The sequence below is a fragment of the Mesorhizobium sp. P2_D1 genome (genome assembly GCF_056404455.1).
On record NZ_JBFUDZ010000027.1, the window covers coordinates 1 to 24,785 of the forward strand.

Annotated in this window: 22 protein-coding genes and 1 pseudogene; 13 read left to right on the forward strand and 10 right to left on the reverse strand. The window is 62.2% G+C overall.

Annotated elements, in window-relative coordinates; genetic code table 11:
• Positions 1-925 (forward strand): annotated as a pseudogene (locus AC1D0I_RS19515) (pilus assembly protein); the annotation flags it as partial.
• Positions 926-970: 45 nt separating this feature from the next.
• Here AC1D0I_RS19515 and AC1D0I_RS19520 read toward each other — a convergent pair.
• Complete coding sequence (locus AC1D0I_RS19520) at positions 971-2,923, reverse strand: LTA synthase family protein (protein WP_095086404.1); 1,953 nt, start codon at positions 2,921-2,923, stop codon at positions 971-973.
• A 253-nt stretch (positions 2,924-3,176) separates the two neighbouring features.
• Between AC1D0I_RS19520 and fabD the strand changes: the two genes are divergently transcribed.
• The 4 genes from fabD (at position 3,177) to fabF (ending at position 6,669) form a co-directional block, all read left to right on the forward strand.
• The gene (gene fabD / locus AC1D0I_RS19525) at positions 3,177-4,124 is read left to right on the forward strand and encodes an ACP S-malonyltransferase (RefSeq protein WP_477397092.1); all 948 of its coding nucleotides are present in this window, start codon (positions 3,177-3,179) and stop codon (positions 4,122-4,124) included.
• 60 nt (positions 4,125-4,184) lie between these two features.
• Positions 4,185-4,922, forward strand: a complete 738-nt coding sequence (gene fabG / locus AC1D0I_RS19530) for a 3-oxoacyl-[acyl-carrier-protein] reductase (protein WP_095086399.1) — start codon at positions 4,185-4,187, stop codon at positions 4,920-4,922.
• Between the two features lie 212 nt (positions 4,923-5,134).
• Entirely contained in the window at positions 5,135-5,371 is a 237-nt protein-coding gene (locus AC1D0I_RS19535) for an acyl carrier protein (RefSeq protein WP_006203723.1), read from the forward strand.
• A 35-nt stretch (positions 5,372-5,406) separates the two neighbouring features.
• Positions 5,407-6,669 (forward strand): beta-ketoacyl-ACP synthase II, encoded by a 1,263-nt coding sequence (gene fabF / locus AC1D0I_RS19540; RefSeq protein WP_095086397.1) that lies wholly within the window; start codon positions 5,407-5,409, stop codon positions 6,667-6,669.
• On the opposite strand, the gene AC1D0I_RS19545 is transcribed toward fabF, so the two are convergent.
• The gene (locus AC1D0I_RS19545; RefSeq protein ID WP_477226447.1) at positions 6,657-6,926 is read right to left on the reverse strand and encodes a hypothetical protein; all 270 of its coding nucleotides are present in this window, start codon (positions 6,924-6,926) and stop codon (positions 6,657-6,659) included. The two genes, fabF and AC1D0I_RS19545, sit on opposite strands and share 13 nt — an antisense overlap.
• On the opposite strand from AC1D0I_RS19545, the gene mltG reads away from it, so the two are divergent.
• The 3 genes from mltG (at position 6,832) to gmk (ending at position 9,761) form a co-directional block, all read left to right on the forward strand.
• Entirely contained in the window at positions 6,832-8,055 is a 1,224-nt protein-coding gene (mltG, locus tag AC1D0I_RS19550; RefSeq protein ID WP_477397094.1) for an endolytic transglycosylase MltG, read from the forward strand. The genes AC1D0I_RS19545 and mltG overlap by 95 nt on opposite strands.
• Positions 8,056-8,210: 155 nt before the next feature.
• Positions 8,211-9,101: a YicC/YloC family endoribonuclease gene (locus AC1D0I_RS19555; protein WP_457151711.1), complete on the forward strand. Its 891-nt coding sequence runs from the start codon at positions 8,211-8,213 to the stop codon at positions 9,099-9,101.
• A gap of 3 nt (positions 9,102-9,104) precedes the next feature.
• Positions 9,105-9,761, forward strand: coding sequence for a guanylate kinase (gene gmk, locus AC1D0I_RS19560; RefSeq protein ID WP_095086392.1), 657 nt, complete (start codon positions 9,105-9,107; stop codon positions 9,759-9,761).
• Positions 9,762-9,796: 35 nt separating this feature from the next.
• Here gmk and rsmA read toward each other — a convergent pair whose 3' ends face one another.
• From rsmA to lptF, 6 genes are all read right to left on the reverse strand, one after another.
• Complete coding sequence (rsmA, locus tag AC1D0I_RS19565) at positions 9,797-10,630, reverse strand: 16S rRNA (adenine(1518)-N(6)/adenine(1519)-N(6))-dimethyltransferase RsmA (RefSeq protein WP_477397096.1); 834 nt, start codon at positions 10,628-10,630, stop codon at positions 9,797-9,799.
• A 25-nt stretch (positions 10,631-10,655) separates the two neighbouring features.
• Complete coding sequence (gene pdxA, locus AC1D0I_RS19570) at positions 10,656-11,684, reverse strand: 4-hydroxythreonine-4-phosphate dehydrogenase PdxA (RefSeq protein WP_477397098.1); 1,029 nt, start codon at positions 11,682-11,684, stop codon at positions 10,656-10,658.
• 1 nt (position 11,685) lies between these two features.
• The gene (locus tag AC1D0I_RS19575; protein WP_477397100.1) at positions 11,686-12,624 is read right to left on the reverse strand and encodes a SurA N-terminal domain-containing protein; all 939 of its coding nucleotides are present in this window, start codon (positions 12,622-12,624) and stop codon (positions 11,686-11,688) included.
• A 90-nt stretch (positions 12,625-12,714) separates the two neighbouring features.
• Positions 12,715-15,150 carry an LPS-assembly protein LptD gene (locus tag AC1D0I_RS19580; protein ID WP_477397102.1) on the reverse strand — a complete coding sequence of 812 codons (2,436 nt, stop codon included), beginning with the start codon at positions 15,148-15,150 and terminating at the stop codon, positions 12,715-12,717.
• The gene (gene lptG / locus AC1D0I_RS19585; protein WP_477306082.1) at positions 15,150-16,235 is read right to left on the reverse strand and encodes an LPS export ABC transporter permease LptG; all 1,086 of its coding nucleotides are present in this window, start codon (positions 16,233-16,235) and stop codon (positions 15,150-15,152) included. Before lptG ends, AC1D0I_RS19580 begins: the two co-directional genes overlap by 1 nt.
• Positions 16,232-17,428: an LPS export ABC transporter permease LptF gene (gene lptF / locus AC1D0I_RS19590; RefSeq protein ID WP_477397103.1), complete on the reverse strand. Its 1,197-nt coding sequence runs from the start codon at positions 17,426-17,428 to the stop codon at positions 16,232-16,234. Before lptF ends, lptG begins: the two co-directional genes overlap by 4 nt.
• Here lptF and AC1D0I_RS19595 point away from each other — a divergent pair.
• Genes AC1D0I_RS19595 through AC1D0I_RS19605 form a run of 3 tightly spaced genes read left to right on the forward strand, consistent with a single transcriptional unit; the run spans position 17,418 to position 19,748 of the window.
• Positions 17,418-17,780 carry a hypothetical protein gene (locus tag AC1D0I_RS19595; protein ID WP_143748785.1) on the forward strand — a complete coding sequence of 121 codons (363 nt, stop codon included), beginning with the start codon at positions 17,418-17,420 and terminating at the stop codon, positions 17,778-17,780. The two genes, lptF and AC1D0I_RS19595, sit on opposite strands and share 11 nt — an antisense overlap.
• Positions 17,780-19,270: a leucyl aminopeptidase gene (locus tag AC1D0I_RS19600; RefSeq protein ID WP_457153614.1), complete on the forward strand. Its 1,491-nt coding sequence runs from the start codon at positions 17,780-17,782 to the stop codon at positions 19,268-19,270. Before AC1D0I_RS19595 ends, AC1D0I_RS19600 begins: the two co-directional genes overlap by 1 nt.
• Before the next feature lie 28 nt (positions 19,271-19,298).
• Positions 19,299-19,748: a DNA polymerase III subunit chi gene (locus tag AC1D0I_RS19605; protein ID WP_477397105.1), complete on the forward strand. Its 450-nt coding sequence runs from the start codon at positions 19,299-19,301 to the stop codon at positions 19,746-19,748.
• A gap of 28 nt (positions 19,749-19,776) precedes the next feature.
• On the opposite strand, the gene AC1D0I_RS19610 is transcribed toward AC1D0I_RS19605, so the two are convergent.
• Positions 19,777-20,187 carry a DUF995 domain-containing protein gene (locus AC1D0I_RS19610; protein ID WP_477397107.1) on the reverse strand — a complete coding sequence of 137 codons (411 nt, stop codon included), beginning with the start codon at positions 20,185-20,187 and terminating at the stop codon, positions 19,777-19,779.
• Between the two features lie 168 nt (positions 20,188-20,355).
• Complete coding sequence (locus AC1D0I_RS19615; RefSeq protein ID WP_477397109.1) at positions 20,356-21,279, reverse strand: glycoside hydrolase family 26 protein; 924 nt, start codon at positions 21,277-21,279, stop codon at positions 20,356-20,358.
• Between the two features lie 623 nt (positions 21,280-21,902).
• On the opposite strand from AC1D0I_RS19615, the gene AC1D0I_RS19620 reads away from it, so the two are divergent.
• Together AC1D0I_RS19620 and AC1D0I_RS19625 are read left to right on the forward strand one after the other, a co-directional pair.
• A complete protein-coding gene (locus AC1D0I_RS19620) occupies positions 21,903-23,780 on the forward strand; it encodes a glycosyltransferase family 2 protein (RefSeq protein WP_477397111.1) in 1,878 nt (625 codons plus the stop codon).
• 16 nt (positions 23,781-23,796) lie between these two features.
• Positions 23,797-24,408, forward strand: a complete 612-nt coding sequence (locus AC1D0I_RS19625) for a DUF995 domain-containing protein (protein WP_477397113.1) — start codon at positions 23,797-23,799, stop codon at positions 24,406-24,408.
• The last annotated feature ends 377 nt before the right edge of the window (positions 24,409-24,785 follow it).

Consider the following 24,785-nt stretch of genomic DNA (forward strand, 5'->3'; position numbering starts at 1 on the left):
GAACAACACCGGATGGAAGGGCTGTGTCGAGGCGCGGCCGGGCGCCTACAACATTTCCGATACCCCACCCGACCCGGACGAGCCCGACACGCTGTTTGTTCCGTATTTTGCGCCAGACGACCCCGAAGTTGCCCAGAAGCCGTCTGCCTCCTATGGCAATTCGGATAAATACTACAACAATTCCTATCTCGACGACGTCAGCGACAAGACCAAGCTCGCCAAGCAGAAGGGCAACCTTCTCGGGATCGATCTCAACGATCTGCTCGGCGATTTGTTGTCGCCCGGTACGAGCGCCAAGGAAAAGGTCGCCAAATATGTTGCGCCGGCCAAGGAGTTCATCACCGAGACGGGCACCCCCGTCACCGTTGGCCCGAACCGCGCTTGCCCCACACCCGTTGTCCCGCTGACCGACGATTTCGACAAGCTGCGCAAGGCAGCAAGCCAGATGACCGAGTGGAACGGTTCAGGCACCAATGTCTCCGAGGGCCTGTCGTGGGGCATGCGGGTGCTGTCGCCCGCCGCGCCCTACACGGACGGAGCGGCGTGGAAGACGCCCGGCGTCAGCAAGATCGTGCTGTTGCTCACCGACGGCGAGAACGTCGTCTATGGCGCCAGCGAACAGCCGACGAAGTCCGACTACACATCCTATGGCTATCTCGCAGGTGGCCGTTTTGGATCGGACAGCCAGGCGACCGCGGCGCGCAATGTCGACGGTTGGACCAAAAGCGTTTGCACGCAGTTGAAGAACGAGGGCGTGCAAATCTACACCATGGTGCTGCAATCCGACACCGCCGCCAACCGCTCGCTTTACAGCGCGTGCGCCACGGATCCGAGCGGCTACTATGCCGTCAACGATCCGACCAAACTGCCGGACGTATTCCAGCAGATCGCCAACAAGTTCTCGAAGCTGCAGTTGACGGATTGAACGTGTGAAGGGTCGCCAGGCCCGATCCTCGCGGGATCGTTTGGCTCAACTCGTATGGGCGACAATTTTGTCGACCGTTTCGGGGAAGAAGTCCGGCGCCGCGAGGCGTTTGCCGAACATCATGTCGTACTGCAGCAGGCGGAAATCGCGGATCGTCGGATCGATTTCCTTCTGCCGTGACCAATCTGGCGTGGCTTCGCCCGTCGGCGTCAGCAACAAATTGCGGTCGACGACGCGGTAGCGTTCGCGCATCTCACCCAGGAAGCCGGTGTAGTAGGGGTGGGTGATGCCGGCAGTGGTGAGGATGTGATAGGGCAGGAACGCCGGGCTCACCGCGCCCAGGTTCTCGACCGGACCGGAGTGGTTCGACCAGATGATCAGCGGCGTCTGGTGATGTTCAAGTGCGGCTTGCGGCGTCGGTTCCTTGCGCGGCGCGACATTGTCTTTCAGGAACCCGGTTTCGACATAGACCGGCCCCAGCGGCGGCAGATGGTCGCCGAAGAAGGCGATCACGGTGGGACGGGAGCGTTTCTTCGCCCATTCGACAAGGCGTTCAAGGCCACGATCGGCGTCGGCTGACCCCTCGGCGTAGCTGAGCAGCGATTCGCGTGCCCATTGGCTGATCGGTGCCTGCACCGTGTGGGTCGGATTGTAATAGCGGTTCGGCTCGTAGGGGCCGTGGTTTTGCAGGCTGACCGCAAAGAAAAACACCGGCTCATCGCTGGCGTCGGCCTCGCTGATGATCTCGTCGGTCATCGCCGCATCGGACGCCAGCGGCCCGCGCTTTTGCAAGGGCGGCAGCGTCTCTTCTGATTTGAAATCGTTGAAGCCGAAATCAGCGTAGACCGCGCCACGGTTCCAGAACCAGTTGGTGCCGGGATGGATGGCGCGCGCCCGGTAGCCCTGGCTCTTGAGGAACGTTGCGAGCGAAGGCGTCGGCGTGCGCACATATTGCTGATAGGGGATGCTGCCGGCCGGCAGGAAGGCGTTGGAAAAGCCGGTCAGCGCCTCGAACTCGATGTTGGCGGTCATGCCGCCGAATTCGGGCGAGAACATCGAGCCCGAACGCAACGCGCGCACGTTGGGGATCGGGTCGGGCGTGATGGTGACGCCGGGCAGCTTAGTCGGATCCCAGAAGGATTCGCTCATGACGATGATGATGTCGGGCTTTTCCGCCGGCATCGAGGCGGTCACATCGGTCCTGTCGATCGCCGCGATTGCCTTGTCTGAATAGCCTGGCGGCGCCGAGACATGGGCCATCGGCACGTTGAGGGCAAAGGCCAGGGCAAAGCCGTTGGAAGCATAGTTTTCCTTCTGGTCCCACATGATCGGGATGATCTGCAGCCGGTCCCTGGTCCAGGAGAAGGTGGCGTAGTCCATGATCGAAACGAAGAAAGCGAGCAGCGGCACCGCCAGCGTCAGCCGGGCAAGGCGGCCCTTGCGGCTGAGCGCCGGAACCTTGCGGCGCCATAGCCGCCAGCCATAGACGAGCAGCGACAGGCCGGCGACGATGCCGACCACCATGGCGAGCGCGGTCATCGGCCGGTCGCGCACCAGGAGCGGCAGCAGCGCGAAGATCTGGCGGGCGTAGAGGAAATCGGTGGGATAGAGCGGATCGCCGAGATAATGCGACTTCTGGTGGCCGACGAAGGCAAGGGAAAGGGTCAGCGGCGCGACGATCATCAGGCTCTGGTGGCTGCGGCCAAGCACGGCATCGAGGCCGATCAGGATCAGCGCGAACACGACGATGGTGGTCCAGCCCGGCTTGAGCGGCTGCAGGAAGAAGGCGACCGTGCCGGCAAAGTCGCCGCGCACGATCAATTCGATCGCAAACACCATGACCGCAGCGATCGCCAGGCTGACCAGCCCATAGCGCACGACCGGCCATGTCCTGCCCGGCAGATAGCCGGTGGACGGGTCGTCTTCCAGGAACTGTGGCGCGGCTTTGCCGACGCGTTTAGAACTCTTTGCCACTTTAACTTCCCCACCCAGCGACAAACTCGTCACTCGATTGTCATATAATTGTCACGCAAAGCTAGCGCCTGTGGCGGAAATAAGAAGAGCCAGCAAACGATTCGTGAGCGGTTTTCATCAGGAGTGATCGCCAAAAAGCCTTTCGGAACAGGCACTCGGCCGGCGATGGTGCCGTCGGGCAGGGTCGAACTGGGCTTGACTTGGCGGCCTGCCTTGCGTCACAGGCAAGAAAAACCCGACTATCAGGTAAGCAAAACCAGCCCTTGGGAGCTCTCGCATGGCCGTTGCATTCACCTTTCCTGGACAAGGCAGCCAGGCTGTCGGCATGGGCAAGGATCTCGCCGATGCCTTTCCCGAGGCGCGCAGGATCTTCCAGGAGGTTGACGACGCGCTTGGCGAAAACCTGTCGAAGCTGATCTGGGAAGGGCCGGAGGAGACGTTGATGCTGACCGCCAATGCCCAGCCGGCGCTGATGGCGGTCTCGCTGGCCGCGATCAGGGCGCTGGAATCGCGCGGCTTCTCGCTGAAGGACAAGGTCGCCTATGTCGCCGGCCATTCGCTGGGCGAATATTCGGCGCTCGCGGCCGCCGGCTTCGTTTCGGTTGCCGATGCCGCCAGGCTGCTGCGCATCCGGGGCAATGCCATGCAGGCGGCGGTGCCGGCCGGCGAGGGCGCCATGGCGGCTATCATCGGGCTGGAACAGGCGGATGTAGAAGCCGCCTGCACCGAGGCTGCCCAAAGGGCTGGCTCCGTCTGCCAGGTGGCGAACGACAATGGCGGCGGCCAGCTGGTCATTTCAGGCACAAAGGGCGCAGTGGAGCTGGCGGCGAAACTTTGCACGGAAAAGGGCGCCAAGCGGGCGCTGATGCTGCAGGTTTCGGCGCCTTTCCACTCCGCGCTGATGACGCCAGCGGCCGAGATCATGCGCGAGGCTCTGGCCAGCGTGGCGAAGGCCGCCCCGGTGGTTCCCATCGTCTCCAACGTCACCGTCACCCCGACCAATGATCCGGACGAGATCGCGCGGCGTCTGGTCGAGCAGGTGGTTGCCCGCGTGCGCTGGCGCGAGACGGTGGAATGGTTCGGCGCAAACGGCATCGCCACGCTTTACGAGATCGGCGCCGGAAAGGTGCTTTCGGGCCTGGCGCGGCGCATCAACCGCGACATCGCCACCGCGTCGGTCGGCTCCGCGGCTGATGTCGAGGCGGCGCTGACGACGCTTGCTTAATCTAGTGCCTTTTGACCCTGCCCGTGCAAAGGGTGTTCTCTTCTCAATCAGGAGACAAAAATGTTCGAATTGACTGGCCGCAAGGCACTCGTCACCGGCGCATCGGGAGGCATTGGCGAGGCGATCGCCAGGGTGCTGCATGCGCAAGGCGCCATCGTCGGCCTGCATGGCACACGGGTCGAGAAACTGGAGACGCTGGCCGCCGAGCTTGGCGATCGGGTCAAGCTGTTCCCGGCCAACCTGTCGAACCGTGACGAGGTCAAGGCGCTCGGCCAGAAGGCGGAGGCCGACCTCGAAGGCGTCGACATCCTGGTCAACAATGCCGGCATCACCAAGGACGGGCTGTTCGTGCGCATGTCGGACGCCGACTGGGACACCGTACTCGAGGTCAACCTGACCGCTGTCTTCAGGCTGACCCGCGAACTCACCCATCCAATGATGCGCCGCCGTCACGGCCGTATCATCAACATCACCTCGGTTGTCGGTGTCACCGGCAATCCCGGCCAGGCCAACTACTGCGCCTCCAAGGCCGGCATGATCGGCTTCTCGAAATCGCTGGCGCAGGAGATCGCCACCCGCAACATCACAGTCAACTGCGTCGCCCCTGGCTTCATCGAATCGGCGATGACCGACAAGCTCAACGACAAGCAGAAGGAGGCGATCATGGCGGCGATCCCGACGCGCCGCATGGGCACCGGCGCTGAAGTCGCATCCGCCGTGGCCTATCTCGCCTCCAACGAAGCCGCCTACGTCACCGGCCAGACCATCCATGTGAATGGTGGCATGGCGATGATCTGAACGAGGTCCGGCGGAGTTGTTGCCGGCTTGTGAAAAGAGACCATTTCGGCTTGGACCTCGGCTATTTTTCGTGTAATGCGGCCCGCAACCCGGCGGTTCGGGCAAAAACCGGTCCGTGGCCGTTGCGTTTCCGGCAGGACCATCTTTCAGCTTGATTAGCGGCATTCTGCCCGCTAACGAAGACAGACAAACAAAAGACGAGGATGCCCCAAATGAGTGACACCGCAGAGCGCGTCAAAAAGATCGTCATCGAGCACCTTGGTGTCGATGCCGACAAAGTGACGGAGCAGGCGAGCTTCATCGATGATCTGGGCGCCGACAGCCTCGACACGGTCGAACTCGTCATGGCGTTCGAAGAAGAATTCGGCGTCGAGATTCCCGACGATGCGGCCGAGACCATCCTGACCGTCGGCGACGCGGTGAAGTATATCGACAAGGCATCCGCCTGACGCTTTCCGCAGTCATCACCGGGGGAGGACCTGCGATGAGGCGTGTCGTCGTCACGGGCCTTGGGTTGTTGTCGCCGTTCGGCATGGGCTTCGAGCACAGCTGGAAGGAACTTCTGACCGGCCGCAGCGCAGCCAAACGCATAACCGAGTTTGAGGTGGAGGATCTTGCCTGCAAGATCGCCCACGTCATTCCGCGTGGCGATGGCAGCAATGCCACCTTCAATCCCGAGGCCGTGCTCGAGCCGAAGGAATTGCGCAAGATCGGCGACTTCATCCTGTACGGGATTGCTGCCGCCGACGAGGCGCTGAAGGATTCCGGCTGGGAGCCAAAAACCCATGCCGAGCAGTGCGCCACCGGCGTGCTGATCGGCTCCGGCATCGGCGGCATCGAAGGCATCGCCGAGAACGCGATGATCCTCAAGGAACGCGGTCCACGCCGCATCAGCCCGTTCTTCATCCCCGGCCAGATCATCAATCTCGTCTCCGGGCAGGTCTCGATCAGGCACGGGCTGAAAGGCCCGAACCACGCCGTCGTCACCGCGTGTTCGACCGGTGCGCACGCCATTGGCGACGCTGCCCGGCTGATCATGTGGGGCGATGCCGACGTGATGGTCGCCGGTGGCGCCGAAGCGCCGGTGACGCGGCTGTCGATCGCCGGCTTCGCCGCGTGCCGGGCGCTGTCGACCGATCGCAACGATGCGCCGCAAACGGCGTCGCGCCCCTATGACCGCGACCGCGACGGCTTCGTCATGGGCGAGGGCGCCGGCGTCGTCGTGCTTGAAGAGCTCGAACATGCCAAGGCGCGCGGCGCCAAGATTTACGCCGAGGTGACCGGCTACGGCCTCACCGGTGATGCCCATCACATCACCGCGCCAGCCGAAGACGGCGACGGCGCCTTCCGCTGCATGACGGCGGCGTTGAACCGGGCCAAGCTGACGCCCGCCGATGTCGACTACATCAACGCGCACGGCACCTCGACCATGGCCGATACGATTGAACTCGGCGCCGTCGAGCGGCTTGTCGGCAATGCCGCATCGAAGATTTCGATGTCGTCGACCAAGTCGTCGATCGGCCATCTGCTGGGGGCGGCCGGTGCTGCCGAAGCGATCTTTTCGATCCTCGCCATTCGCGACAATGTCGCGCCGGCGACCATCAACCTCGACAACCCGGAGCGCGAGACCGCGATCGACCTGGTGCCCAACAAGCCGCGCGCTCGCCAGATCGACGTTGCACTGTCCAATTCCTTCGGCTTTGGCGGCACCAACGCTTCGCTTGTCTTCCAGCGCTATAATGGCTGATCGTCCAACTGCCCGGCGATGCTTCGGCATGCCGTCAATTTTGCCATATTCGCCCCTACTCTGCCGCAGGGGATTCGTTGAGCGATCAAACGGTAGGGCAAAATGAACACAAATCCGGCGGGCAACGGAGAATTCGGACAGCGTCCAGCATCGGGGCCGATCATGCCGAAGACGGCGAGCGAGGCCTTGCGGCCGGAGGCCGGCACACCGCCGCCGAAGCGCTCGCGTGCTTCGCGCAGCCAGGTCGTCGTGTTCATGAACTTCGTCATCTCCGTGGTGATGCTGTTGGTTCTGGCGGCGGGCGCCGCGGTCTACTTCGGCAAGCAGGAATTCACCGAAGCTGGCCCCTCGGCCAATGGCGACACGTTCCTGGTCAAGCCGAATACCGGCGTCCAGGATATTGCCGACCAGCTCGAACGCCGCGGACTGATCAGCGACGCCCGGATCTTCCGCCTTGGCGTGCGCGCCTACGGCAATGACTCGGCGCTGAAGGCCGGCGAGTACGAGATCAAGCCCAAGGCTTCCATGCGCGACATCATGGAGCTTTTGAAGAGCGGGAAGTCGGTGATGTATTCACTGACCGTTCCAGAAGGGTTGACGGTCGAGCAGGCGCTGCAGCGCATCGCCGATGAGCCGGCCTTGAGCGGCGATATGCCGGCGAACACTCCTGCCGAAGGCAGCCTCGCCACCGACACGCTGCGCTTCACGCGCGGCGCGACACGCCAGCAGATGATCGACAAGCTGCTGGGAGATCAGAAGAAGCTGGTCGACGAAGTCTGGCAGCGGCGCGCGCCGGACCTGCCGCTGGCCAATGTCGAAGAGTTCGTTACGCTGGCCTCGATCGTCGAGAAGGAAACGGGCAAGGGTGACGAGCGCTCACGGGTTGCCGCGGTCTTCCTGAACCGGCTGGCCAAGGGCATGCGCCTGCAATCCGACCCAACCATCATCTACGGTCTGTTCGGCGGCAAGGGCAAGCCGGCGGACCGGCCGATCTACCAGTCGGACATCCAGAAGCAGACGCCCTACAACACCTATGTGATCAACGGCCTGCCACCGACGCCGATCGCCAATCCGGGTCGGGCGGCGCTGGAGGCTGTGGCCAATCCGTCGAAGACCGACGATCTTTACTTCGTCGCCGATGGTACCGGCGGCCATGTCTTTGCCGCGACGCTCGAAGAGCACAATGAGAACGTCGCCCGCTATCGCGCGTTGCAGAAGAAGCAGGCCGACGACGCCGCCAAAGGCGCCAACACCACCGGCGCCGGCGACAGCAATGCCGACAAGCCGGCCGACGGCAATGCCGACAAGCCGGCTGACAGCAATGCTGACAAGCCGGCTGACGCAGGCGACGACAGCGGCGGCGGCGATGCGGGCGCTGCCCAGTAGGACGAAGAAGGGCGTTGCCACAACGCGGCGCCCCTGACATTTGGAGCAGCGCGGCGCGTCCGATTTCGGCGTGCCTGCGGCGCAGTCATTTTTAAGCCGCACGTGCTCCCCTCCGGAAAACCGGTTTCGGAGCGATGTGCCAGGGACTTGTGGATATGAATTTGCAGAGCATGACCGGTTTTGCACGTGCCGTCGCCGAGCATGAAGGCACCGCAATCGCCTGGGAGGTCAAGTCCGTCAACGGCAAGAGCGTCGAGGTGAGGCTGCGATTGCCGCAAGGTTTCGAACGGCTGGAACCGGCTGTCAGGCAGACGCTTCAGAAGCGCTTTGCGCGGGGTAATTTCCAGGCGACGCTGACCATTGGCCGTGCCGCCGGCGCGCAGGCGCAGCCCGTCGTCAACGAAGTCTTTCTGAAGGACCTTGCGGGGCTCGCCAAGCGGTTGCAGGAGCAGTTCGGTGTCGCCCCCGCGACATCAGACGGATTGCTTTCGCTGCGCGGCGTGCTCGATATTCCCGAGACTGTCGAAACCGAAGAGGTGCGCGCCGCGCTCGACATCGCGATCACGGCCGCGCTCGAGGTGGCCCTCAAAGGACTGGAACAGGCGCGACAGGGCGAAGGTGCCGCACTGGCCCTGCTGCTGGCGGGCCATATCGACGCAATCGAGGCGTTGACGTTGCGGGCAGAGGCCGATCCGTCTCGCGAGACGGCGGCGATCCGCGAACGCCTCGCCGAGCAGGTCAGGCTGCTGATGGACGCGTCCGCCAATCTGGACGCCAGCCGGCTTCACATGGAGGCGGCGTTCCTGGCCACCAAAGCCGATATTCGTGAAGAGATCGACCGCCTGAAAACGCATGTCGCATCTGGTCGGGCACTGCTTGAGGGCGGCGGCGCGGTCGGCCGCAAGCTCGATTTTCTGGCACAGGAATTTAACCGCGAATCGAATACGCTGTGCTCGAAGTCGAACGCCGCTACGGTCACCGCGATCGGGCTGGAACTGAAGGCCGTGGTCGACCAGTTTCGTGAACAGATCCAGAATCTGGAGTAGCCGATGGTTGCCAAGGATTTAGGGTCCCGCATTCGCCGCCGGGGCCTGATGCTCGTCCTGTCGTCGCCATCCGGCGCCGGCAAGTCGACGATCGCGCGCAACCTTCTGGAAAGCGATTCCAGCCTCGAACTGTCGGTCTCGGTCACCACCAGACCACGCCGCGGCAGCGAGATCGAAGGTGTTCACTACCATTTCCGGACGATGCGCGATTTCGAGCGGCTGCGCGATTCCGACGCCCTGCTGGAATGGGCCGAAGTGCACGGCAATTGCTACGCGACACCGCGCGAGCCGGCTGAACTAGCGCTGGCTGAAGGGCGCGACATGCTGTTCGACATCGACTGGCAAGGCGCACAGCAGCTCAAGGAGAAGATGCGCGCCGACATCGTCTCGATCTTTATCCTGCCGCCGTCGATGAAGGAATTGAAGGCGCGGCTGAAGCGTCGCGCCGAAGACCAGGAGGCGGTGATCGAGACGCGGCTGAAAAACGCCCGCAACGAGATCGAGCACTGGAAGGAATATGATTTCGTCATCGTCAATGACGACCTCGACCGCGCCTTCGCCGAAGTGCGCGGCATCGTCGTCGCCGAGCGGCTGAGACGCGATCGCCGGCCCGGCCTGTTCGATTTCGTCTCGGGACTGTTGGACGAGAAGACCGGCTGATGCTTCTTCCTTCCCTGTGAATAGGGAGAAGAAAGCTACACCGTGTTGGTCAGGCGTACGAATTCTTCGACGCTGAGTGTTTCGGCGCGGCGTGTCGGATCGATGCCGGCGCGCTCGAGCAAGGCTTCGCCGCCGAGGCTTTTCACGCTCTGCCGCAGCATCTTGCGGCGTTGCCCGAAGGCGGCTTCGGTGACGCGGCCGAGTTTTTTCACATCGGCGGGCAGGGGTGTCGCGCGCGGCTCCAGATGCACCACTGAAGAGGTGACTTTGGGCGGCGGTGTGAACGCCTGTGGCGGCACGTCGAACGCGATCCTGGCCTGCGTGCGCCAGCCTGCCAGCACGCCAAGCCTGCCATAGGCATCGCTGCCGGGTGTGGCGACGATGCGTTGGGCCACCTCGCGCTGGAACATCAGCGTCATCGATGCATAGAAGGGCGGCCATTCGCCGACCGTCAACCAGCGCACCAGCAGCTCTGTGCCGATATTGTACGGCAGGTTGGCGATGATCTTGACCGGGCCGCCGGCTCCCCCATCGGCAAGGGCTGCGAAGTCCGTCTTCAGCGCATCGCCGGATACAACCTCCAGCCGGCCGGGATAATGATCCGATATTTCGGCGAGCGCCGCGAGGCAGCGTTCGTCGCGCTCGATCGCAATGACCTGGCGCGCCCCGTTGGCGAGCAATGCGCGGGTCAGCCCGCCAGGGCCGGGACCGACCTCGATCACGGTTGCATTGGACAAGTCGCCGGCAGTGCGGGCGATCTTGCCGGTGAGGTTGAGGTCGAACAGGAAATTTTGGCCGAGCGCCTTCCTTGCCTGCAGCCCATGACGCTCGATCACCTCGCGCAGCGGCGGCAGCCCATCGATGCTCATGCGCGCAGGCTCAGGCAGGAAGCGCTCATACTGCGGCGGCCCTCGTGCCGCTGTCGGCCAATCGCCTGGCGAGCTTCAGCGCCGCCATCAGGCTGTCGGGCCTCGCCACGCCCTTGCCGGCGATGTCGAAGGCCGTACCGTGGTCGGGCGAGGTGCGAATGAAGGGCAGGCCCAGCGTGACATTGACCGCCTCGTCGAAGGCCAGTGCCTTGGCCGGAATCAGCGCCTGGTCGTGATACATGCATAGGGCCGCGTCGTAGCCGGCCCGGGCCCGGGCGTGGAACAATGTATCGGCGGGCAGGGGGCCGAAAGCGTCGATGCCTTCGGCTCGCAGGATGTCGACCGCCGGGCGCACGATGCGCTCGTCCTCGAGGCCCATGGCACCGCCTTCACCCGCATGCGGATTGAGCCCGGCAATGGCCAGCCGCGGCCTGGCGATGCCGAAGCGGCCGATGAGGTCGGCAGCGGTGATGCGGGCGGTCGCGACGATCAATTCGGTGGTCAGCGCCTTGGGCACCGCCGCCAGCGCGATGTGTATGGTGACGGGGACGGTGCGCAACTCGGGGCCGGCCAGCATCATCACCGGCATCGCCTCGACGCCAGTGTGTCGGGCCGACAGATGCGCCAGATATTCAGTGTGGCCGGGAAAGCCAAAGCCAGCATCGTAGAGGGGCTTCTTGGCGATCGGGCAGGTGACGACAGCGGCGGCGTCGCCGGCAAGGCAGTCGGCGACGGCGCGGTCGATGGCTTCGATGGTGGCGGCCGCATTGGCCGGGTCCGGCCGGCCGGGGCTGTCGATGCAGCGAGCAGCGAGCGGAACGATCGGCAGGGCGCGGCCAAACACTTGCGCCGCTTTCGCGGGTGTCGTTTCAACGACCGGCAGCGAAATACCGAGGAGGCGGGCCCGGGAGGCGATCAGCCCCGGATCGGCGAGCAGATAGAAGGGAGGCAAGGCTGCGGCCTCGCGCGCCATGAACGCGGCAATCGCGATCTCCGGCCCGATGCCGGACGGATCGCCGGCGCTCAAGGCGAGCGCAATCACTGTGCTGCCCACGTCAGCGCTTGACGATGCGGGCTTTCGCCTTCAACTCGTCGACATATTTCTTGCTGAGTTCATCGGCGTTCTTGTCACCACCTGAGCCTTCGCTCTGGAACACCATCTGGGCAACCTTATCGTCCGAGACTTCGCGCGACGAGCAGATGCCGATGAATTCGACGCCGCGTTCGGTCTCGCGCGTGACGGTTGCGCCACCGACCTTGGTCGCCTTGATCTGCTCGGCCCAGTCCGACGGCAGTTGCGGCGCCAGCACCCGGCCCAGGTCACGAACGGTGACGTCGATCAGGCCCTTGGCGAACTCATGCGTCGTGCCGCAGCCGTTGAAGCGGGCGCGCATGGCGTCAGCCTCACGCTTGCGCTTGGCCAGCGTCGCGCTGCGCTCGGCGGCTGGTACCACGAAGATGACCTGCTGTAGCATGTACTCGGTAGCGCTCGGCTTGGAGCCGCCTTTTTCGAGCATCTTCCTGACAAGGTCTTGCTCGCTGACGGCGCCGGTGCCATCGCCGGAACGATAACGCGCGCTCAAGGCCTGGTTCCAGGCCATCTGGGCGCGGATGAATTCCTTGAAGTGGGCCTTGGTGACGCCTGATTTCTCCATGACGCCGTCGAGTTGGCTGAGCTGCATCTTGTTGTTCGAGGCAAAGCGCTGGTAGGCAGCCTCGACCTGCGCATCGCTGATGCGGATACCAAGCCGCTTGGCCTCGGCCAGTCGCAGCGTCTGGTCGATCATTTCCTGGGCGGCATCGCCCTTCTTGCGCTGCAGCTTCAAGAAGGCGGCGCGATGCGCGATGTCACCGGAGGTGACCGGAACGTCGTTGACGACGTATTTGATCTCGCTGGCGAAAGCCGGCGGCGTCATCACGGTGACCGACACGGACGTCGCCGCCAAAAGCAGCGCGAACCCTGCTGAAAACAGATATTTCCTCATCGTTGGCATCCTAATTCTATCCCGGTCCCGCCCAATTCATGCGTTCCGGGTGCACGAAATCCGTGCCAGCCCTATGCGGCGAAACGATGTCGCCGACTGTTACTGGATCGTGTCGATGGCACTGCTCGACGAGCCGAAATCGCCGAGGGTACGGAACGACAGGTTGAAGCCGATGGTCTGCGACACCTCCCGAGTGTTCAGGTCGCGCGACTGCGAGTACGTCATCAGATAGGTGAAGCAGGAATCGTTGTAGGCGAAGCCGACGCCGTCGCTGACCAGCAGGCTTTCCTGCAAATCATAGGTTCCGGTCCCGAAGACGCGCCAGTTCTCAGCGAGATGCGTCGACGCACCAAGCGTGACTTCGTGGCGGTCGGTCGTGAAACCGTAAAGCGGCTGTGCCTGGATGAAGGCGTATTTGGCGGTCAGCGATACCGGCAGGCCGGTATAGGCGGCCTTTAGCTCGCCGCGGCGCATTTCAAAGCTCTGTTCGTCGAACCGGCCGCTAACCGAGGCGGCAAAGCCATTGGGGCTGTTGACGCCAAACAGGCCGACATAGTCCGACTTGGTGTTGTCGAGGCCCGAGAAGGCGCCGACATTCACCAGATCCGGCGCGGCGAAGGAATTCTCGCCGCCAATCTGATACGACTGGCCGAAAATGGCATTGGTGCCCCAGCCATTGTTGTAGGAGCCGGAATAGCGCAGGCCGACATTGGCGCGCGAACCGCCTTCGACACGGTCGTAGCCGGAAAACTTGTCGCGTTCGAACAACGTGGTCGCGTCGAAGACCATGCTTTGGGCGTCTTCATTGGGAACCGCAAGCCCGCCGACATATTGCTCGTTCGGGCGCATGAAGACCTGTGCCATCGGCTCGACCACATGGCTGGAATTGGCAGCCGAAAACAGCACCGGCCAACGCATTTCGAGCCCGGCGGTGGCCATGAAACGGGCAAACGAGGAACGCATATCGTCCTGCTGGCCCAAATTCGTTGCCATCTGGTTGACGGCGGCAAGCGAAGCCGATGACGCGTTGACGTAGTCGACATCGCTTTGCAGCGCGAGCAATGGCGTCAGCACCAGCCCATTATCGGTGACGAAGGACCGCTTCCACTCGGCCTCGGTGGTGAGACGTCCGGATTCACCTTCGATGCCGCGGACACGTTGGACGCCCGACGCCGGTGTGTAGGGGGTGAAGTAGGTCTGATCAAGATCGTCGCGGCGGATGACGCGCGCGTTGGCATTGAGTGACAACTGACCGCCGGCCACCGACATGTCGGGAATATAGGCGTAGTCGAGCGTCGGCAGCACCCAGGGCTGCTGGTTGCTGCGTGCGGAGATATTGCTGTTGGGCGTATCTTCCTGCACCTCGAAGTGCATGGCGCGCAGGTCGAAATAGTTGCGGCCGTTGAGACCCGTCAGGTAGACCGACGACTGGTGGACGCTGCTGCCGTACTTGTCGATGCCGTAGGTGTTCGAGAAGTTCTTGTCGGTCTGCAGCAGCACATCCCAGCCGAAATTCCAGCGCGGATTGATGGCGAACTGCCCCTGGGTGCCCATCATGCCGCGGAATTTGTTCGGATCGCCAACTTCACCCGAATTGATGTTGTGGCCAGCAGTGGCTGGGAATGCATCCGTGTCCAGGAAGGCATCAGGATCCCGCTGCTGAATCCCGGCAATCTTCAAACTGTACTGACCATTGTTGAAGCGCTGGCGCCACTCGGCCTCACCGAGGAAGCCTTGCTTGGTGTAGCCGGTGCCGGTGACGGTCAGGTCGTAGGTCGGTGACAAGGCGAAATAATAGGGAACCTTTACGCCGACGCCGAGATCGCTCTTGTAGACGATGCTGGGGATCAGGAAGCCGCTCTTGCGCTTCACTGTCGGGTCGGCAATCTCAAACGCCGGCAGGTAGGCAAGCGGGAAGCCGAAAAACTCGAAATTCGCGTTCTCGAAGCGAACCGTCTTCTTCTCGCCGTTCCAGATGATTTTCCTGGCCTTGACGCGCCATGTCGGCGCCTTGTTGGGCTTGTCCTCGCACGGTTCGCAGGCGGTGTAGACGCCATTGTGGAACGTGGTCAGCACGCCGCCCATGCGCTCGGCGCTTTCGGCGGCAAAATAGGCCTTGTCGATGGTTTCGACGCGCAAAGCGTTGACGAAGCCGTCGGCGAAATCATCGGTGATGTCGATATGTTCCGAATTGATCTTGGTGCCGTCGCTGTTGACGACCTCGACATTGCCGCTAGCGACCATCCGCTTGGTGTTGCGGTTGTATTCGACCCGCTGGGCGACAAGGCGATTGCCGCCGTAGTCGATCTGCACGCCACCGACGGCGGTCACCGTCTGGTTGTCGTTGTTGTAGACCAGCGTGTCGGCCGCCAGCAGCATCTGCGAGCCGGACGGAACCGTGGCCGCCATGTCGCTGACGTCCTGCGCAAGAGCGGGCATCGGCACGGCGCAGGCAAGCAGGCACGCCAAGGCGCTAGCCGCATAGAGGCGCGCCAAACCGGCCTGCCTGTTGCTGGGCAAAAACGCCTCCCTCACTAGCCGTCTTCCTTGTATAGCAGGAAAGTCACCCCGAAGAACATAGCCACCACGACCGGGACCCAGGCGGCTACGACAGTCGGCACAAATCCCGCCACGCCGAATGCCTTCACCAGAACCGAAACGACATAAAGCAGAAAGCCGGCGACGATGCCACCCAGAATCATCGTCGCTGACTGTCCCATCCTAGCAAATCGCATTGATACCGTTGCCGCAATCAGCGTCATGGCGACGAGAAGGAACGGCAACGCCACCAGCGAATCAAACTGCATGGCAAAGGCATTTGCCTTGAGGCCGAAGGAGCGGGCAACCTCGATTTTTCCGGGCAGATCATAAAACGGAATGGTTTCGGGGCGCGCCAGCCGCTCCTGCACGAATTCGGGCTTCAGATTGGTCGGCACGCGATCGTTTGTCGCTGTCTGGATCGTGCCGTTCTGGAACGTCCTGACGTCCTGCAATTCCCAATAGCCGTCGCGCAGGAAGGCGCGCGCGGCATCCTTGCGCTCGACGATGTTGCCTTGCGGGTCGAGAACGAAAAAGACGACATCGGCCATCTCGAGGCCTTGGTTGAGGATGGCACGCGCACCGATGATGGTGTCCCCGGAGCTGGTTTTCTGCCGGATCCAGGGTGCGGCATCAGCCGAAACCGTGTTCGATTTGCCGGAGCGCAGCTCGGTTTCGATCTGCTCGGACCAGGAAAAGGCGTGCGCGGCGAGTGGATTGATGACGCCAACCGACAGGACGCCGAACAGCAACGCTCCGATGCAGCACGGCAACAGGAATTGCCAGGCCGAAACGCCGGCGGAACGCGCGATGACCAGCTCGTAGCGCCGGTTGAGCGACACCAGCGTCGCCATCGCCGAGAACAGGCCGACAAACGGCACCGTCTGCAGCATGATCATCGGCATCCGCAGCCCGGAAATGGCCACCGCCGTCCCGTAAGTGAAGCCGGGCAGGCCGGTGGTGCGGCCGGAAAGCTCGGTGAAATCGATCAGGAACACCAGCGCCAGGAGGCCGATGAAGAACCAGAAGGTGATGGTCACGTAGCGGAAGAAGAAATAGCGGCCCAGCGTCCAGCCCATCAGCTGACCCCTTGCCCTGAAGTGCCGGACAAACGCAGCTTCAGCGCGTTCCAGCTGTCACCGATGCGGCTGGCGAAACTGGTCATCCAGTCCGCCCAGGCTACCGGCAGTTCCAAGGTCCGGTTGGATACGATGAACCAGATCGCCACCGCCGATGCCACGATGGGCACGCCGTAGACCATATAGGCATATTGCGGGACCTCATCGGCCTTGCTGGCGGCAAAGAAGCCCAGCCAGCGCACGAACAACGATACCGAAATCGCCGTGATCAGCGGATTGACGCGTGCCTCGCGGTGCGAGCGCGCGTCCCCGGCGACCGCGAGCGCGATCAGTGCGAAGACGATGGAATAGGTCCATTCCGAAAACCGCTGGTTGAGCTCGGCCCGGTATTCAAGCGGGATTTGCTGGTAGTTCTTGTCGTTGGGGTTTGGATTGAGCAGGTACTGCGTCGTCTGGTCCTTCGGCAGCAGCGTCACCTCCGAGGCGGCCGCCATGAAGGCCGACATGTCGAAGGCATAGGATGTAAACCGGATGACCGACAGGTCGCCGGTCAGTGTTTTGCGATGAATGACGCCGTCATTCATCATCAGCACTTTTTCGCCGCCGCGTTCGATGATGCTGCCGGTCTTGGCGTAGTACACGAGGTTGACCCCTTCCTCGCGCGAATCCGCGACGAAGATACCGCCCAACCGATTGTCGGGAAGCCGCTCGCCGATCTGCAGGAACAGCCCATCCTCGATCTTGCGGAAGGTGCCTTCCTGGATGATCAGCGACAGCAGGTCCGCGTGCGACGCCGCCACCAGCGCCCGGTTCTTCTGCCGAGCATAAGGGTCGATGCCATTGTCGACGGCAAAGGAAAAGACGCTGGCCGCGAGTGCCAGAAGCATGATCGGCCGCACGATCGTCCAGCGCGAGGCGCCCGCGGCGTTGACGACGGCGAGCTCGGAATCCGAATTCATGACACTAAGTGTCTGTGCCACCGCCACCACCACGGCAAAGGGGACGACGATCGGGATGATGGAGGGAAGGATGAGAGCGGCCACCTCGAAGAAGGTCAGCGACGACTGGCCGCTGTCGGTGACCAGGTCGATCTTGGCCAGCACTTGCGTGGTCCAGACGATGGCCAGCGTCCACACCAGCGCAGCCAGGAAGACCACGAAAGCGCGGCGCATGATGTAGCGTTCAATGACCTTCATGAAGGCTTTTCTCGATTTTCTCGAACGGCATCATGCCACCGCACAAGGTAGCTGTCCGGCGGCGCCTGCACAACTGGCTCCATGGATGGTCGATCCGGTTCCGTCCCACATTGCGCGCGCCCCGGCGGTCGGAGTGTCGGCGGCAATGGATAAGAAAGGGAAAACATCGATGGTTAACAACAAGTTGCGGCAAAAAGCGGGGCCGTGCCGCGAAGAATCACCATCGATTCCGTTGGTCATATGGGGTGCGAATTTGGCAAAGTCTTGCCAAATGCGGGAAAACGACCAAATGTCGCGCATCGCTTCGAACCACTTCCCCAAAAGCTACGCATTTTCCGAAAGCAGGACATGATGAGCCAAAGACCGTCGATCGCCTTCGCCAAATTTTCCGCGCCCAAGAATGGCACGGTCTTCGTGCTGTCGGCGGATGAGGGCGGCCTGAGCGACGCCGCCAAGGCTTGCGATCCGGGCAAGACATTGGAGCGGGCCTTTCCGGTCGCCGAATTCACCGGCAAGTTCGCCAGCACCGTCGAAGTTCTGGCGCCCGAAGGAGCGTCGCTCGACAGGCTGGTGGCGATCGGCGCCGGCAAGGTGTCGGGGCTCGACGAATATGCGTGGCTGAAGCTTGGCGGCACCATTGCCGGGTCGCTGCGCAAGGCGACCGACGTGGCCGTGGTGCTCGAAATGGTCGGCGCCTCGCCGAGCGGCAAGGAGGCGGCAAGCCTCGCGGCAGGCATTCTTCTGCGCAGCTATGCCTTCGACAAGTACAAGACCAGGAAGGACAAGGACGAGGCCGAGCCGAAAAAGCCGGTCAAGGTCACCATCCACACCGCCGCTCCGGCCGCTGCGAAGAAGGCCTTCGCTGACGCCGAGGCGGTGATGGACGGCGTGCTTCTGGCGCGCGACCTGGTCAACGAACCGGCAAACGTGCTTGGGCCGGTTGAGTTCGCCGCCCGCGCCAAGGAACTCGAGGCGCTCGGCGTCAAGGTCGAGATCCTGGCCGAGAAGGAGATGAAGAAGCTCGGCATGGGCTCGCTGCTCGGTGTCGCGCAGGGCTCGCCGCGCGGCGCCCGCATGGCGATCATGCAGTGGAACGGCGGCAAGCCAAAGGACAGCCCGGTTGCGTTCGTCGGCAAGGGCGTCACGTTCGACACTGGCGGCAATTCGATGAAGCCGGCCTCCGGCATGGAGGACATGAAGGGCGACATGGGTGGTGCCGCCGCCGTCACCGGCCTGATGCATGCGCTGGCCGCGCGCAAGGCGAAGGCCAATGTCGTCGGCGTCATCGGCCTGGTCGAGAACGCCGTCGACGGCCATGCCCAGCGCCCCGGCGACATCGTCACTTCGATGTCGGGGCAGACCATCGAGGTGCTCAACACCGACGCCGAAGGCCGCCTCGTGCTGGCCGACGCGCTGTGGTACTGCAACGACCGTTTCCAGCCGAAATTCATGGTCAATCTGGCGACGCTGACCGGCGCCATCATGGTGGCGCTTGGCCAGCACCATGCCGGCCTGTTTTCCAACAACGACGAATTGGCGCAAAGGCTGACGGCGGCGGGGCAGGCGACGCAGGAGCGGCTGTGGCGCATGCCGCTCGGCGCCGAATATGACAAGCTGATCGATTCCAAGAATGCCGACATGAAGAACATTGGCGGCCGCTATGGCGGTGCCATCATCGCCGCGCAATTCCTGCAGCGCTTCGTCAAGGAGACCCCATGGGCGCATCTCGACATTGCCGGCACCGCGATGGGCTCACCGTCGAACGAGATCAACCAGTCCTGGGGTTCCGGTTTCGGCGTCAGGCTGCTCGATCGGCTGGTGCGAGACAATTATGAACAGTAAGCGGGTTCATCCGGTATAGGCTGAGGCGATGGCCGACGTCCTGTTCTACCACCTGACCGAATCGACGCTGGAGGATGCACTGCCCGGCCTCCTGGAGCGCAGCATCGACCGTGGCTGGCGCGCCGTGGTGCAGACCGGCACCGAGGAACGCCGCGATGCGCTCGACCAGCATCTTTGGACTTTTCGCGACGATTCGTTCCTCGCCCATGCAACCGATCGTGAGGCCTATCCCGGTGAACAGCCGATCCTGTTGACCACCGGCGACGGCAATCTCAACGAGGCAAAAATCCGCTTCCTGGTCGATGGCGCCATGCCGCCCGAACTCGGCGGTTACGAGCGCGCGGTGTTCCTGTTCGACGGCCACGATGCCGCCCAGGTCGAGGCGGCCCGGAGGCACTGGAAGACGATGAAGGACGCCGGCCACGCCGTCACCTACTGGCAGCAGACGCCGGACCGCAGCTGGGAGCGCAAGGCGTAGGCCAATGGCTGGTCGCGCATGACCCTATCTACGGCTTTGCCTTGATCCGATTCTGTTTCCAGGTGGCGTAGTCGCCGTATTTTACTTTCATGAACTCGTCCGCCATGTTGCGATCCGAGCTCCTGAAAACGTACCAGTCGCCATCCGGAATCTTGCGCTGGTAAACCACCCTGCCGGCCTGGCGATGCTCGAAACAGGTGAGGGCGTCGGCGTCGCCTCCTGCTCCATGCCATTTTGCGCGGAAGCACAGCTTGCCTCCTCCGGGGAGGAACCAGATGCCGTCGCCGTAGCCCAGTTTGCCCTTGTCCGAGGTCCAGGCGCTGAATTGACGGCGCTGCACGGCAAAAAATCCGGCACCGTTTTGACCCCAGAGCCACGAACGGTTCTGGTACATCTGGTAGATACCCGCATCGGGCACCGCCTCCGCTTGGCTGGCCATTTCGGCGACCTGCGCCGCTGTCGTCGCTGCCGCGGGAAGCTGGAAGGCAAAGACACCGATGGAACAGGCAAGCGCCGTTCCGATACAATTCCCCAATACTCGTTTCACGACCCTACCCCACTATTTTACGCCACGCCCAGTTTTGCACCACACACGGTACAGCACCCCCTAGGGCAAGATATGCTGGGTAACCCTCCAATCGGGCAGTCCATAGCCACCCAGCCACGGCCACACTTCCTTCTGGTTGAAGTAGACGACCGAGGTCAGGGCCGGAAATTCAGAATAGGACTTGCGGGAATCGATTTCCCATTGCGAGACATATTCCTGCTTCCCGACATAGCCGAGCTCCGCCACCACGACCGGCTTGTTGAAGCCCGCGACGCGGTCATAGCCGGGCTTCAGCGCCTCGGCGAACGTACGGTCGTGTCCGGTCTCGTTATTGTCCTTTTTCTGCAGCCCGAACACCGAGAGGCCGATAACGTCGACGTAGTCGTCGCCGGGATAATATTTTTCCAGACCCTCTTCGCCCTTCGGTGACCACATATATTTGGCGGCGGGGGCAGCCTTGCGGCAGATATCGACCTCGCGCTTGTAAGCGGCGATCCAGTCCTTGGGAGCCCAGTTGGCCCAGGTGAAGCGGCCGTTCTTGTCCTCCATTTCCTGCGCCCAGCGAATGGTTACCGGGCTCTTCATGGCTCCCACCAAATTGCAGATTGCCTGCATGTTGGCGTCATACTTGCCGCTCAATATGCCGTTGCGCAGTTCGGTCGGAGTGATGCGCCAGTCCTTCGACCAGGTCCACGGCTCGATGGTGATCAACAGCGACCGGTTTCGCTGAAGGGCATAGGCGTCGGCCAGGGGAAGGCTCGCCAGGTCGACGTCTTCCCAGGGCAGGAACAACTCTTCGATGCTGGCGCTCTTGTCGGCGCTGAAGTCTCCGTAGGGATCATAGGATCCGAACGCCGACGCGGCGCTGCTCGTCTGAACGGGGTCGGTCGTGGCCACTGAGCCGGCGCCTCCCGCAGTGGGGAACGCGGCGCTTGCGCCCAATACAAGCGCGATCGCAAGTGCGTTTGCTGTGGTGTGTTTCATGTTTTATACTCCCATAGCTTCAACATCCTGCGGAAGTTGAAGCCTCGCCCGTGCGCGCCGAGGCTTGATCGACACGACTACCCAACCGATCGGCAATACTGGTGGAATCCGCGGGATTTCTGAGCGACCATAGGCGGGTGTGCGAACCTTCGCACCCAGCCCACCAAACGATTATCTATCTCTCAGGGCGCCGACATAGACTGCGCTATAGAGAGAAGGTTCGCCGCGATACTCACAAATTCGCGCCAATATCCCGATATATCATCCCAAGCTAAATTAAGAGCCGGCGGTGACCAAGAGTCAAGCGCAATTAACGGTTGCTTAACCCTGTCTTTCACAACATGGTTAACGCTGCTCTCGAGCCTGATCGCGACCGGAAAGCCTCGGCCCCACAGCGAACTTCCGACACAAGAAAACTTTGCCGGCTCGTCATGCTGGGCTGCGTCGGTCGCGGTTATTCCCCTCCCGATTCAAGGTGTTAGGTTAACCAGATCTCAAGAACCATGGTTAACGAACGCTTAATTTAGTTGACTCTAACAAAGCGCGGACTGATTCTGTCGCCGGGATTTGAGAGCTTTCAGCCATCTATCGGCGGAGAGCCCAAAGTGGCGGCGGGTAAGTGTATGAGTGCTTCCGTTCAGGCAGGCATTGTCGACCATGCAAGCAGGTGGGCACGGCGACCTGAGACGGCTCTCGCCACTGCGCGGAAGGGCCCTTTTCTGGTGCCCGTGCTGTCGGCCACCCAGCAATGGGTCTTGAGACTGGCCCTGGCCTTCTGGTTCGTCACGCTCGGATTCTTCTGGTTCTGGTGGCTGAAGCCCGAGCATGTCGGGCATGTCGGGCCTTACGCATTCGCGACGCTCATTCTGGTATGGCTCACGCTCATGCCGTTGTACTTCCTCCTGAATGTGCATGCGTCGAAAAAGCCGTCGAAACTTCACGCAATCCCTGAGCATTCGCGGGTCGCGATGGTGGTCACCAAGGCGCCGTCCGAGCCTTTTGCCGTGGTCGCACGCACGCTGGAAGCGATGCTGGTGCAGGATTATCCGCACGATACCTGGCTGGCAGACGAGGACCCTTCCGAGGAGACGATCGCCTGGTGCGAGGCCCACAACGTCATGATTTCGACCCGCCGCGGCCGGGAAGATTATCATCGTAAGGTGTGGCCCCGCCGGACGCGCTGCAAAGAGGGGAACCTGGCATTTTTCTACGATCATTATGGCTATGAGCGCTATGATTTCGTCGCTCAGTTGGATGCGGACCACGTGCCGACGCCAACCTATCTGAGGGAAATCCTGTTTCCCTTCGCCGATCCCGCGGTTGGCTATGTCTCGGCGCCGAGCATTTGCGACAACAATGCCGCAGAGAGCTGGTCGGCGCGCGGCAGGCTGTTTCCGGAAGGGATGTTCCACGGCCCCTTGCAGTCCGGCCACACGGGCGGCGGAGCTCCGCTCTGCATCGGTTCGCACTATGCCGTGCGAACTGTCGCGCTGAGGCAAGCGGGTGGTCTCGGCCCGGAACTGGCCGAGGACCATTCGACGTCGATGCTGATCAATGCGGCCGGATGGCGCGGCGTGCATGCGATCGACGCGATCGCGCATGGCGATGGCCCGCAGACCTTTGCTGATCTTGTCACGCAGGAATTCCAGTGGTCGCGGAGCCTGATGACGATCTTGCTCGAATACTCGCCCAGCTACCTTTCCAAGCTTCCGCCGCGCTTGAAATTTCAGTTCCTGTTTTGCCAGCTCTGGTATCCGCTGTTCGCCACATTTGCGCTTCTGATGTACGTCATGCCCATATACGCGCTCTGTTCGGGCCAGAACTTCGCCAACGTGATGTATGCCGACTTCCTGTTCTACTACGCGCCGAACTCGATTGCCCTCATCGTCCTCGTGATGATGTTGAAGGCGTTCGGGCTTTCGCGCCCGATCACCGCCAAGACGCTCAGTTGGGAAGGCACGCTGTTCCTGTTCTTCGCGCGTTGGCCATGGGTGCTCGCCGGAACGCTGTCGTCGATCCGCGACTATCTGACCAAATCCTTCGTCGATTTCCGCGTTACTCCCAAGGGCAGCGGCCCCAAGGACCTTCTGCCGGCGCGCGTCATCGTTCCTTATGTGGTGCTTGCGATTGGTGCGTCCTTGCCGGTTCTTCTGGTGGATCATCCTTCGAATTCCACCGGCTTCTACTGGTTCGCCGCATTCAATGCGCTGATCTACGGTCTGCTTGTGATTGTGATCGTCACCAGGCACCTCGTCGAGAACAGGATTTCGCTGCGAGCCAATGGCGTGAAACTCGCCTGGCAGGCATCGCTCGCCTGTGTTGCGCTCTCGGTTCCGGCGGCGGGATTTTACGACCGCGGACTGGAAGGCATCTATGGGCTGCAGCAGGGCGCCGGTAGCGTTCGCATCGTCAGGATCGCCTATGTGGTTTCCGGCGCTGGCCGCGGCGAGACCGGCGACCGCAACTTCTACTTCGATCCTGGCTGGAACGAGAAGCGGTGACAGACAGAAGCGACAGATGGTACGCTGGCGCGCCCTGTCTCACCCTCAGCCGGTTGTCATTTGGAGGATCACTTCTGTGGTTGGTATCCTGTCGATCCGCTGCTTTCTGTTGACGATGATTGTTGCGCAGCCGCTGTTGGTCAGCGGCCCAAACGCCGCGACAGCCGAAGAGGTTGATTTGTCGGCGGTCGCCGCGGCAGCGCCGCTCACTCCGGCGGAACTGTTTCCCCTTTATGCTGGCCGCACATGGGTCTGGGAAAACGGTGCAGCCTATTTTGCCAAGGATGGGCGCCAACTTCGCGCCTGGACCGGCGGCGCGAACGCGTCGATCGGCCAGGGCAGGTGGTTGATCACCGAGAATGGCAAATTATGCATGGATGCAAAATGGACGACACTTGCCGGTAGCTCGCAGGGGCGAACCTGCTTCAGCCATCACCGATTGGGCGGCACGATATACCAGATGAAGGATCCGAGCGGTTCCTGGTACGTTTTCCAGGCGTCGCCGGCGCAGCCCGGGCAGGAGTACCACAAGTTCAAATCCGGCGACACGACCGCTGCGACTTTCGACAAGATGCGTCAGATGATCAGCCCTGATCAGAAGCCAGCGCCGGTCAAAAGCGGCGGTTGAGCGGAACTGCCACCTCGCACGAGCCATGACACACCCAGTGATTTTCGCAACCCCGCGCCGGCACCCATCCTGACCGGTCGAGAAACAATCCAGATCCGTCTCTGTGTCGAGCCAGGATGCTCCTGTCGGTGCCTGTCAAGGCGTTGCCGAATCGCTTATCGTCAAGCGTCAAGCAGTCCGGCCAGTGCCGTCGGCGGGCCGATTGCAGATTGATCGCATTTTAATAAAATCCGACGGAACGACCAGACGGTAAGCTCACCATTCGGTTTTCATGAATTTTAATAAGTGAAGTCTAATGTTCCTGCGTATGTGGTAGCGAGCAGTCGCTTACGCGGCGTGAAAGCGACGAAAGCAAAGTATGTCGCAACGCGCCTTTG